Annotated in this window: 9 protein-coding genes and 1 pseudogene; 2 read left to right on the plus strand and 8 right to left on the minus strand. The window is 43.3% G+C overall.

The features are described from left to right. Positions 1–242: 242 nt before the first annotated feature. Complete coding sequence (locus HGD77_RS08125) at positions 243–689, minus strand: GNAT family N-acetyltransferase (protein WP_004731121.1); 447 nt, start codon at positions 687–689, stop codon at positions 243–245. A gap of 402 nt (positions 690–1,091) precedes the next feature. Between HGD77_RS08125 and HGD77_RS08130 the strand changes: the two genes are divergently transcribed. Then, positions 1,092–2,159, plus strand: coding sequence for a putative zinc-binding metallopeptidase (locus HGD77_RS08130; protein ID WP_004731123.1), 1,068 nt, complete (start codon positions 1,092–1,094; stop codon positions 2,157–2,159). 190 nt (positions 2,160–2,349) lie between these two features. Here HGD77_RS08130 and HGD77_RS08135 read toward each other — a convergent pair whose 3' ends face one another. Further along, positions 2,350–3,519, minus strand: a complete 1,170-nt coding sequence (locus tag HGD77_RS08135; RefSeq protein WP_004280402.1) for a thiolase family protein — start codon at positions 3,517–3,519, stop codon at positions 2,350–2,352. A gap of 83 nt (positions 3,520–3,602) precedes the next feature. Further along, positions 3,603–5,384, minus strand: a complete 1,782-nt coding sequence (locus HGD77_RS08140; protein ID WP_004731125.1) for an acyl-CoA dehydrogenase C-terminal domain-containing protein — start codon at positions 5,382–5,384, stop codon at positions 3,603–3,605. 499 nt (positions 5,385–5,883) lie between these two features. Here HGD77_RS08140 and HGD77_RS08145 point away from each other — a divergent pair, with 499 nt between their 5' ends. Beyond that, positions 5,884–6,489: a TetR/AcrR family transcriptional regulator gene (locus HGD77_RS08145; RefSeq protein ID WP_004280405.1), complete on the plus strand. Its 606-nt coding sequence runs from the start codon at positions 5,884–5,886 to the stop codon at positions 6,487–6,489. Positions 6,490–6,584: 95 nt separating this feature from the next. Here the strand turns inward: HGD77_RS08145 and HGD77_RS08150 are convergent, their stop codons facing one another. From HGD77_RS08150 to HGD77_RS08170, 5 genes and pseudogenes are all read right to left on the minus strand, one after another. After that, positions 6,585–6,779 (minus strand): heavy-metal-associated domain-containing protein, encoded by a 195-nt coding sequence (locus HGD77_RS08150; RefSeq protein ID WP_004731127.1) that lies wholly within the window; start codon positions 6,777–6,779, stop codon positions 6,585–6,587. 78 nt (positions 6,780–6,857) lie between these two features. Continuing rightward, positions 6,858–7,268, minus strand: coding sequence for a Cu(I)-responsive transcriptional regulator (gene cueR, locus HGD77_RS08155; RefSeq protein ID WP_004731129.1), 411 nt, complete (start codon positions 7,266–7,268; stop codon positions 6,858–6,860). After that, complete coding sequence (locus tag HGD77_RS08160) at positions 7,265–9,964, minus strand: heavy metal translocating P-type ATPase (RefSeq protein WP_004731131.1); 2,700 nt, start codon at positions 9,962–9,964, stop codon at positions 7,265–7,267. Before HGD77_RS08160 ends, cueR begins: the two co-directional genes overlap by 4 nt. 186 nt (positions 9,965–10,150) lie before the next feature. Continuing rightward, positions 10,151–11,149 (minus strand): cysteine synthase A, encoded by a 999-nt coding sequence (gene cysK, locus HGD77_RS08165; protein ID WP_004731133.1) that lies wholly within the window; start codon positions 11,147–11,149, stop codon positions 10,151–10,153. A gap of 306 nt (positions 11,150–11,455) precedes the next feature. Further along, positions 11,456–11,848, minus strand: a pseudogene (locus HGD77_RS08170) (transposase family protein); the annotation flags it as partial. Between the last annotated feature and the right edge of the window lie 13 nt (positions 11,849–11,861).

The raw sequence follows: 11,861 nt of genomic DNA on the forward strand, positions 1-11,861 counted from the left end.
AAAGTATGTAATTAGACCTGAAGTGTAATTGAACTCTTTTCTACTTGGCTCCAATATGAAATGCAATAACAACAAGTATTCATCAGTGAAGATGAATACCCCTGTACCAGATCGCCGGATGCTATCTCAAGTAATGGCACATTGTTATAGGTGAAATCACCTATAAAACAGTCAGAAAATGACCATTTTTTTGGAAAATTTTGGAATATAAAATTGTGCCTAACAGTTTTTTTAATTTTCTTTTAAAAATCTGGATAATCCTTTCGCATCGGGATAAAACGGATTCCATGTTCTTCCGTGTATTTTCCCGTTTCCACAAAACCAAAGCGCTTGTAAATATCCAAGGCATAAAGACTGGATTTTACCGTAATAATTGAATGGCCTTGACGGCGGATCTCGCTTTCTAAAAAGTGCCACATTTGCCGGCGGCCATAACCCTGCCCCTGATAGACTTGGTTCAGGAAAAAATGCATGAAGTGTGCAGGTTCCATATAAGCCACGACGCCTATCACCTGATGATCGATTTCTGCCACAAAATAATGAATGTCCGGACGCTCGAAAATGGTCTGGATCATCTCAGGCTGAAAGCGCTGGCGACCTTCTTCCGAACTGATCACGGCATCGACAAAGGGTGCAATCACATCGACAATGGCACGAGTATCCTGAAGATTGGCTTTTCTAATTTTCATGTTTTTTTTAATTCCTCTTTATTAGCTTGCTCACATTAAAAATTTTTTATTCTTAAAAGTTAGCTGTTCTTGAATGGACTTCCCCCAAATTTAAAAACCGGTCGGAATATTTGGTAATATCCTTCAATACGCCTTGTCCGTTTTTTTAAGATGGCAACTCACTCTATTTAAAAATTTATTTAAAAGCTTGTTTAACTATACTTTTTTATTAAAACAAAGATTCAATTGATGTTTCATTTAATATCAAGCAGCCTATATTTACAATTCATCCATATAGAATTTTCAATGAAATTTTTATGATGTTTCTTTATCAGGAAGAAATTTAGGTAGGCATTCTGAACCTTTTTTCGTGTTCATCATCGATAAACATTTTAGGTCGTTCGCTTCCCTACAGGGAGTTTAATGAAACATTTTGAATGTGCCGTCTGCAAGCAACAGCTGTTTTTTTACAAATCAGTTTGTGATCACTGTCTGTCACCGATCGGTTATATCGCTTCGGAAAAAGAGCTATGCGCATTCGAAAAACAGAGTGCTGAGCGATGGGTTCCAATCGCCAAAAACTACCAGCATGCCAGTTATAAACCCTGTCACAATTATGTAAATTATCAGGTATGCAACTGGATGATTCCTAGCGATGAAGACGAGGAGTTTTGTGAATCCTGTCAGCTGACTCATGTCATTCCTGATCTGGAAAATTCCGAGAACCTGATTTACTGGTTTCGACTGGAAGAAGCCAAACGCCGTTTTCTGTATTTGGCACAGCGCATGAACATGATGCCACGTCCTAAAAAGTCTGAAGATGATCCATTTGGTCTGCGTTTTGATTTTCTCCTGCCCCAAGAAGACAAGCCTGTTTTAATTGGTCATGCCAATGGTGTCATTACCCTCAATGCCATTGAAGCTGATGTGGTTTATCGTGAAACTACACGTGTGAATATGGGTGAAAACTACCGGACTTTATTGGGTCATTTTCGTCATGAAAGCGGCCATTATTATTTTGCGCTCATGCAACATATGCATCCGGAATTGCTAGATGAATTCCGTCAGTATTTTGGCGATGAGCGGCAAGACTACAGCAAGGCACTTGAACGCCATTATAACGAAGGCGCACCAATCAACTGGCAGGAAAAGTATATCAGTGCTTATGCCACCGCCCATCCCTGGGAAGACTGGGCAGAAACCTGGGCACATTATCTGCATATGATGGAAACACTGGAAACTGCCTACTATGGTGGTATGCGTGTCGAAGGAAATGGCAGCTATCTGGCCAGTATGGATTTTAAAGAATGCCCGATTGGTGGACAGGATTTTGAACATATTCTGGAAAACTGGGTTACCCTGACCTTTAATCTGAATGCCTTAAACCGTTGTATGGGTCTGGAAGATGCCTACCCCTTCAAGCTGAGCGAAGCAGTTAAAGACAAGTTACGATTTATTCACCGGCATGTGCTGGAAAAAGTTTTTAAATAATTTAAAAAGTAATTTTTATAGTAAAAATATAGCTGGAATGGGATCAGCAAAGTCCGAAAATATGGATTTTATTGTGTATTTTAAAAATTAATATGATTTAAAGAATCCCTGCTCCTGGCAAACCAAGAGCAGAAAGTCTCCAATGAATCAGTATTGAGTTTGCTACCTGAATATACGATTTAGGATGTGCTTAAATCAGTTCCACAGCAATCGCAGTCGCTTCACCACCACCGATACATAAGGACGCAATCCCTTTCTTGCCGCCAGTACGTTTTAAGGCATGAATCAAGGTCACAATAATACGAGAGCCAGAAGAACCCAATGGATGACCAAGCGCACAAGCACCACCATTAATGTTCACTTTTGCTGGATCAAGTTTAAAGCCATCAATGGCTAACATAGTGACCATGGCGAACGCTTCGTTGATTTCCCAAAGGTCAACCTCCTGAGCATCCCAACCGGTTTTTTTCAGGACTTTTTCAATCGCACCAACAGGTGCAATAGTAAATTCTGACGGATGCTGCGAATGGCTGGCATAGGCCAGAATATTAGCTAGCGGTTTTAAGTTACGCTGTGCAGCAATTTCGCTCGAGGTGATCACCAATGCTGAAGCACCATCTGAAATTGAACTGGCATTTGCCGCAGTAATGGTGCCGTCTTTTTTGAACGCTGGACGCAGAGTTGGAATTTTATCAGCCTTGGCATTTAAAGGTTGCTCATCCTGCTCTACTATCACATCACCTTTACGGCTGCTGACAGTGACCGGCACGATTTCATCTTTAAAGAAGCCTTGCTGGACGGCGGTCACGGCTTTATTTAATGAGCCAATCGCATAGTCATCCTGCTGCTCACGCGTATAGCCTTTTTTATCCGCCATTTCCTGAGCCAAAATTCCCATCGACAGACCTGTTTCAGCATCTTCCAGACCTTCCTGGAACATGTGATCAATGACTTTGCCATGTCCCATGCGGAAACCGGCACGTGCCTTGTCCATTAAATAGGGTGCGTTTGACATCGACTCCATCCCGCCTGCAACCACAATCTCTGCTGAACCGGCCTTGATCGCATCTGCTGCCTGCATCACGGCTTTCATGCCTGAACCACAAATTTTATTGATGGTGGTCGCACCAGTTGAATCCGGTAGACCTGCCTGACGCATGGCCTGACGTGCCGGACCCTGTTTTAAACCGGCTGGCAGTACGCAGCCCATGATCACTTCATCAATATCATTGGCCGCCAATCCTGCACGTGCCACCACTTCTTTAATTGCCACAGCACCCAAATCCGGCGCGGTACAGCTTGACAATGAACCTTGAAAACCGCCCATCGCGGTACGTACTGCATCTACAATTACGATCATTTTAGTTTCATCCTTTTTCATCATTGTTATCAACCCTACATAGCCAAAGCGCTGTAGGGCTGGTCCTTCGCAATCATTGCGGGTTAAGCCTGTGCGGTAAAATAGTCTTCAGGCAACTGCATCACCAGTTCCGCACCGGCTTGAATACGTTGGATTCGTGCACTCAAATCCGGAAGTATTTTGGCCACATAATAGTTGGCCAGTACCAGTTTGTTCTGGAAGTAGCTGTCGTCTTTGGCTGCAGCGGCTTTGCTAATCCGCGCATACATATACACGAAACTTAGTAGCCCAACCGCATGTAAATAATCGACAGCAATCGCGTTGGCAAAATCAGGGTTCAGTTTAGACTGCTCGACGATGAATTTGGTGATGTCTTCGAGTTGCTGACAGGTCTCTAATGTCACCGTTTTAATCGTCAATGAATCATCTAGACTTTGTGCAAATTCACGGATTTCAGCAATATATTCCGCGATATAAGAACCATTACATTTGGTGGTTTTACGCCCAATCAGGTCAATCGCCTGCACGCCATTGGTGCCTTCATAAATCTGTGAAATACGCAGGTCACGAATACACTGTTCCATGCCCCATTCACGGATATAGCCATGACCACCGAAGCACATTTGTGCTTCCAGTGCAGAATCCAGTGCCTTGTCGGTTAAGTAAGCTTTGGCGATTGGCGTCAACAAGGCCACACGGTCAGTCGCTTTACGCACGGCTTCAGGGTTGGTTGAGTATTTGGTAATATCCAGTTGTTGACCCACATACACTGCAAACGCACGCGAAGCTTCATTGTTGGCTCGTACATTGAGCAGCATACGGCGTACATCGCCATGTACCAGAATCGAATCGGCTGATTTTTCTGGAGATTTTGCACCAGTTGATGCACGGCCCTGTAAACGATCCGTCGCATATTGTGCTGCATTCTGGTAGGCAAATTCTGCTGCACCAATGCCCTGAATCCCCATAGATAAACGTTCGTAGTTCATCATCACGAACATGCCGGCCAGACCTTCATTTTCATTACCGACCATATAGCCCTTGGCACCGTCAAAGTTCATGACGCAGGTCGCCGAGCCTTTAATTCCCATTTTATGTTCGATCGAACCGGCAGCGACTGCATTACGTTCACCGAGCGAACCATCGGCATTGACCAGGAATTTCGGCACAATAAATAGGGAAATACCACGTGAACCTGCTGGTGCATTCGGAGTTTTTGCCAGCACCAGATGAATGATATTTTCACTCAGATCATGCTCACCGCTGGTAATAAAAATTTTGGTGCCGGTAATATTATATGAACCATCTTCATTCGGTTCAGCTTTGGTCTTGATAATGCCAAGATCTGTGCCGGAATGTGGTTCAGTCAGACACATGGTGCCTGACCATTCACCCGTATAGAATTTTGGTAAATAAGTTTCTTTCTGTTCCTGTGAGGCGCGGTCATTGATCGCCATACCTGCACCCACCGTTAATAGCGGATAAAGCATGAAAGATGGATTGGTGCTCCAGATCATTTCATCCGCCAGAACCGTGAGCATTTTCGGCATGTTTTGCCCACCCCATTCTTCAGGAGCACCCAAGCCCACCCAGCCACCTTCGGCAAACTGTCTGAAAGCTTCTTTAAAACCTTTTGGTGTCGTCACTTCACCGTTTTTAAACTGAGCACCACCTTCTTCATCAGCAGGACGATTCAGGTCAAGAATGACATTTTTAGAAAATTTGGCCATCTCTTCCAGAATTGCATTTGCCGTCGCCATATCTAAATGTGCAAGATTTTCATTACCTTGCCAAAATTGTTCAGCTTGGAATACATCATTTAAAATAAATTCCATGTCTTTTAGCGGCGCATTATAAATCGGCATTTTTAAATTCCTTAAAGGGTGATACTCAATCCTGTTGCCAAATATTTTCTAATTTTCATTAGAATCCAAGCGGGCGATTTTAAAATCGTGATATCCAATTCTTGCAGTATTAAATCTATATCTAGATTCATAAAGTTGCCTTGACAATCACGTCTTCATGTTCAGTATAAGTGACTGAATATGCCAGCTTAATATTGATCTACTTTCCCTACTAAACCCGGATAAATATGGGCTTAAAACAGTCGAAGGATTTAGCTTCGTGCGCTGAAACAATAAAATAATTATACTGAAAATGGAATTTTATTTAGCAAAGTTGATCTCTAGGGTTCAGTTTTCTTGACAATATTTCTGGCTGCTCAGCATCGCTATTTTTATTTGTCAGCAGTTGCTGCATAAATATACAAAATGAGATAAATATCACGACCTTAGTTTTATAGCCATCGCGTGCAAAATTGCATATTCTTGAAAGGTTCTTTTTCGAAAAGTATGGACCAAGAAGATGACGACTGTAAGACAGCAGAACTTCCTTCTTCGTAAAGAGAAGATCCTCAGCATGGCGGAAAGCCTGCTACTGGATAATAATCAGGACATTACCCTGAGTGAGCTGGCCAGTGAACTGGACATCGCAAAAGGAACCATCTACAAACATTTTAAAAGCAAGAACCAGTTATATTTAGAACTGATTATTCTGAATGAAAAAAGAATTCTAGAAATATCAAAAAAGCATAATAACGATATTAAAAATTATGTTTCACAATATATGCTCTATCACATGCTCAATTCAAACCGAACCATCCTGTTGCATGTCATTGAAGAGCGTTTAACCAATAACGAAAAAAATCTGAAAGAGTTATTTCAGGAGCTTTATCGTATTCGTGAAGAACGGATTATCCGGATTAAAGACATCACCCATGATTATCTGGTGGCTTTAGAAAGTGCCATGTCGATTCGCGATTATTTATCTTATATCTGGACAGTCACCTATGGCGCTTCGCTGTTATTAAATTCGACCAATTACCAAAAAGCAATTGGGTCACGTGAACGTTTAATTAAACTTTATATTAATCAGGCACTCATGACGCCAGATAAAATCTCATCGGTATAATCACTATAATAAAAAAATGCCTGATTCGATCAGGCATTTTTTTATTTGGTTGTATGAGTTCATAAGATCACTTTCGCGATCTAACTCAACAATGATCAGGCAGCCACAGGTGGAAAACCATCTTCGGTTAAAGCTGCAACAATCTCAGATTCACTGGCTGTCGATTCAACTTCAACTAGCTTAGTCGCCACATCAATATTCACAGTGGCATTTTCATCCAGATCTTTAATCGTAGCCGTGACACTGCGCGCGCAGCCACCACAGGTCATGTTTTCAATACGAAATTTCATGTTTAGCTCCATAGGATTGGTTTAAAGTTTATGGGATTCGGCAGACTATATTTAATCTGAGCTGAACTGCAGATCACGTCAGTGCTGCTCGGGGACGACACCCTGTTCAATCTGTTTTAAAATCTGGCAATCGGACTGTTCATTGCCAGCACATTGCTCAACAGATTGCTGTAAAATTAATAGCATATGCTGCATATCGGCAATTTTCTGTTGTAAAAACTGGATATGTTTTTGTGCCAGCTGTTTAACCTCGCTGCTCTGGCGTGAGCTGTTCAGCCACAGGCCGAGTAATTCTTTCATCTGCTCTGAAGAAAATCCAAGTTCACGTGCATGCTGAATAAAACTTAATGTTTTAATGTCCGCATCACTATAAATCCGATAACCTGTATCACTGCGTTTCGGAGCCGGCAACAAGCCGATTTCTTCATAATATCGGATCATTTTTGCAGAGATGCCGGACCGTTTTGCGGCCTGACCAATATTCATCATACTGACTCCTTAAACTGCACCGGTTGATAAGCTTTTAATCTCAAGGCATTGCTGACGACAAACACGGAGGACAACGCCATCGCACCTGCGGCAAACATTGGCGATAACAATATACCCCAAAATGGATAAAGCACACCCGCGGCAATCGGAATTAAGGCAATATTGTAGACAAAGGCCCAAAACAGGTTCTGTTTAATATTGCGCATGGTCGCCTGACTTAAACCAATGCCTGTAGCCACATGCTGTAAATTGCCTGACATCAACACCACATCGGCTGCTTCAATCGCGACATCGGTACCGGTTCCAATCGCCATACCGACATCGGCCTGGGCCAATGCCGGTGCATCATTGATTCCATCCCCAACAAAAGTGAGCACGCCGTATTGCTGCTGGAGTTGTCGTACTGCATCGACTTTTTCATGCGGCAAAACTTCCGCAATCACCTGATCGATTTTCAACTGTTTGGCGATCGCCTGCGCGGTATGCTGATGATCACCAGTAATCATCGCCACTTTAAGACCTTGGTCATGCAAGGCCTGAATCGCGCTATAAGTAGTTGGTTTAATCGGATCGGCTACTGCAATAATCGCAGCCAGTTTCTGATTAATCGCTACATATAAAGGACTACGACCCTGATCACCGAGCTTTTGTGCAGTGGCTCTAAACAGATCGACATTTAAGCCCAAGTCCTGCATCAGACGTTCTGCACCGATATGCAGCTGCTGACCAGCAACCTGTGCTTTTACCCCTGCACCAGTGATCGAATCAAAATCGGTCACTTTACTCAGTTCCAGTTCTTGCTCACGAGCAGCCTGAACAATGGCGTGGGCAATCGGATGTTCTGACTTGGCCTCCACTGAAGCGACGAGCTGTAATACGGTCTGCTGATTAAAATCTGCAGTGACTTCAAAGTCGGTCAGCAGTGGTTTTCCCTCAGTTAAGGTTCCGGTTTTATCCAGCGCGACGACTTTGGTTTGCTGCAATAACTGCAATGCTTCGCCCTTACGGAATAGCACGCCCAGTTCTGCTGCACGGCCAGTTCCGACCATAATTGAGGTAGGAGTCGCCAGTCCCATCGCACATGGACAGGCAATAATCAGTACGGCGACTGCATTTACCAATGCATAGGTCAGATTCGGCTCAGGCCCAAACAGGAACCAGACCATAAAGGTCAGGGCCGCCAGTGCCATAACAGCCGGCACAAACCATAAAGTCACTTTATCGACCACGGCCTGAATTGGCAGTTTTGAGCCTTGTGCCTGTTCTACCATCTGAATAATCTGCGCCAGTACCGAATCCTGTCCGACCGCAGTGGCCTTGATTTTCAAGGTTCCGTTCTGGTTTACTGTACCGCCGACCACCTGATCGCCAGCCTGTTTGGCCACAGGCAAAGGTTCACCGCTAATCATTGCTTCATCAATATAACTTTGTCCGGCAACCACTTCACCATCGACAGCGACTTTTTCACCCGGACGAATTTCAATCAACATTCCTTGTTGCACATCGGAAATTGCCAGATCAACCCAGTGATCATTCTGTTCTACCCGTGCCGTTTTCGGTTGCAAGCCGACTAGATACTGAATCGCTTCCGATGTTTTACCTTTGGCTTTGGCTTCCAGATAACGCCCCAGTAAAATCAGCGCGACAATAACGGCGGCCGCTTCAAAATACACATGCACAGTGGACTGCGGTAACAACTGCGGAAAAAAGGTCGCAATACAGGAAAAGCCATATGCGGCAATCGTTCCAACGGCCACCAGCGAGTTCATATCCGGTGCCAGACGCAATAAAGCTGGAATACCATGCTGATAAAAACGCCGTCCCGGAATAATCAGCACCAAAGTGGTCAGTACAAACTGCAGATACCAGCTGTTCTGGGTTCCCAGCGTATGGGCAATAAAATGATGAAATGCCGGAATCAGATGCGAGCCCATTTCCAGAATAAATACAGGCGCTGTCAGAATGACTGCAAGCCATAAATCTCGTTTCAGTTGTGCCGTTTCATTGGCTTTCTTTTCCTGAAAAGCACCATGACTATCTGCCGACATATCCGTACCGGATTTTACGGTGGCCTGATAACCGGCTTTCTCCACAGCAGCAATCAAGGCCGGAATCTGGGAATGTAAGGCTTTCACCCAGGCCGTTTCGGTGGCCAGATTGACCTGTGCTTCGCTGACACCTTCTACTTTTAATAAAGCTTTTTCCACACGTGCCACACATGAAGCGCAAGTCATGCCTTCAATAGCCAGTTCAATGCGATTGCTCTGAATATCAAAACCGGCTTTTTGCATGGCTTGAGTCAGCTTGGACAATGGCACAGAATTGATCGCACTCACATGCGCCTTTTCAGTGGCCAGATTCACTTGTGCATCCAGCACGCCCTCCACTTTTTTTAGGGCTTTTTCTACGCGAGCCACACAGGATGCACAGGTCATGCCTTCAATGTTCAAATCAAACTGTTGCGTCGGTACATCGAAACCGGATTTTTCAATTGCTTGAACCAGCGCAGCGGCAGCAATCGGCTGCTGGCTTTTAATAAAAGCTTTTTCAGTCGATAGATTGACAGACGCCTCGACCACGCCTTCAATTTTTTTCAAGGCTTTTTCCACGCGAGCGACACAGGAGGCACAGGTCATACCGCCAATCTGCACCTGCTGCTCATATAAGCGGTTGCTATCTTGTTCTGCCATACCCATCTCCATGCCTCAACTCACTGTTGATGTTATAGCTTAAACATTCCCATCATGGTAAGGTCAAGTGCTTCATCTGACTATTTTAAAAATAATGCAGCGTCCTGCTGCGATTTAAAATTACCCAATAAAAAAGCCCGAAGATGACTTCGGGCTTGTATGGCAGTATTTAAAATATAAAATGCATCAATGTTATTCGGCAGAAATATCTTCAAACAAGATCGAAGACAGGTAACGTTCACCACCGTCTGGCAAAATCACCACAATATTTTTACTGGCATTTTCAGGGCGAGCCGCCAATTGGGCTGCTGCTGCCATAGCCGCGCCACTTGAAATACCGACTAGGATACCTTCCTGAGCTGCCGTTTTACGTGCCCACTCGACTGCATCTGCGCTATTAATGGCAATCACTTCATCAACGAGTTCTAGGTCCAGATTGCCTGGAATGAAGTTGGCACCAATCCCCTGAATTTTGTGTGGTCCAGGTGTAATGTCTTCACCACGTTTGGCCTGACCAATAATCGCAGACTCAGCAGGTTCCACCGCCACAGAATATAAAGGCTTGTTTCTCACTTTTTCAAAGTAGCGTGAAATACCGGTAATGGTTCCACCCGTTCCGACACCTGCGACCAGAATATCGACATTGCCCGCAGTCGCTTCCCAGATTTCTGGGCCCGTGGTTTCTTCATGAATTTTCGGGTTAGCCGGATTTTCAAACTGTTGTGGCAGGAAATATTGTTCAGGGTTCTCATTCAGCAAACGTTCTGCCTCTTCAATCGCGCCCTTCATACCTTTGGCCGGATCAGTCAAAACCAGATTGGCACCCAATGCTTTCACCACCTTACGGCGTTCAATACTCATGCTTGAAGGCATGGTCAAAGTAATGTCATAACCTTTGGCCGCGGCAACAAAAGCCAATGCGATCCCGGTATTGCCGCTGGTTGGCTCGACAATATGCATACCGGGTTTGAGTTTGCCAGATTTTTCAGCATCATTAATCAACGCGGCACCAATACGACACTTGACTGAAAATGCCGGATTACGGCTTTCAATTTTCGCAAGTACCGTGGCCGGAGCGGAAATCACACGATTAATACGAACAAGCGGTGTATTTCCAATCGCGTCTGCATTATTACTATAAACCGCTATACCTAAATTATTCGGTGTTGGAAAAGCTGAATCTGTACTCATGATGATATCCCTGATGTTATTGGTTCAAGTCGCTTAAACATCATACAAGCATTTTTTTGCTTTGTAGATGTTTGATGAAACTTGCACTTCATTGCACGAATGTGAACTAAAATACTTTCTGCACTATGCAATAAATTTATCTTATCTATCAATATTTAAAATATAATTTTAATTGATAATTCAATTCATTAAAAACCATAAAACTTAACTGTTTTTAGCAAGGTATTACGGGCTAAGACCCGTATAATTAGCGGGCTGTAACTTTATAATGGACATATTAGACTTCCTTCATAAATCATTTTTCAATCAATTTAATTGTTTATCTTTCACCCAATCTAAATTGTATATGCCAGCAAGTAAATTAAACCGCAGGTTTAATCTTTTACGACGATTTCTATATACACAAGATAAAATCTTAAAACATTTCATCCTTCCAAATACATGCTCTACTTGAATTCGTCTACGACCAATCTCTGTATTTAACTTTTTTAATTCAGAATCTAATTTTTCAGTTTTCTTTGCTTTAGATGGCATGAGGTATCCAAAACCCAATTTTTTTATCCCTAAATACCCCTTATCAACGATAAAAAAGGGCTTAAATTTTAATTTCCTCATACTTTTTTTAAATATTTTAAAATCATGCATGCTTCCATGACTTCCACATACACTCAGTATTTCACCTGTTGTATAGTGCATAGATAGCTGAAATTTA

The organism is Acinetobacter sp. NEB149, from assembly GCF_012516415.1.
Taxonomy (GTDB): domain Bacteria; phylum Pseudomonadota; class Gammaproteobacteria; order Pseudomonadales; family Moraxellaceae; genus Acinetobacter; species Acinetobacter lwoffii_V.

Coding starts and splice junctions, on each gene's coding strand:
- HGD77_RS08125 (WP_004731121.1), bottom strand. CDS start 689: ATGAAAATTAGAAAAGCCAATCTTCAGGATACTCGTGCCATTGTCGAT.
- HGD77_RS08130 (WP_004731123.1), top strand. CDS start 1,092: ATGAAACATTTTGAATGTGCCGTCTGCAAGCAACAGCTGTTTTTTTAC.
- HGD77_RS08135 (WP_004280402.1), bottom strand. CDS start 3,519: ATGATCGTAATTGTAGATGCAGTACGTACCGCGATGGGCGGTTTTCAA.
- HGD77_RS08140 (WP_004731125.1), bottom strand. CDS start 5,384: ATGCCGATTTATAATGCGCCGCTAAAAGACATGGAATTTATTTTAAAT.
- HGD77_RS08145 (WP_004280405.1), top strand. CDS start 5,884: ATGACGACTGTAAGACAGCAGAACTTCCTTCTTCGTAAAGAGAAGATC.
- HGD77_RS08150 (WP_004731127.1), bottom strand. CDS start 6,779: ATGAAATTTCGTATTGAAAACATGACCTGTGGTGGCTGCGCGCGCAGT.
- cueR (WP_004731129.1), bottom strand. CDS start 7,268: ATGATGAATATTGGTCAGGCCGCAAAACGGTCCGGCATCTCTGCAAAA.
- HGD77_RS08160 (WP_004731131.1), bottom strand. CDS start 9,964: ATGGGTATGGCAGAACAAGATAGCAACCGCTTATATGAGCAGCAGGTG.
- cysK (WP_004731133.1), bottom strand. CDS start 11,149: ATGAGTACAGATTCAGCTTTTCCAACACCGAATAATTTAGGTATAGCG.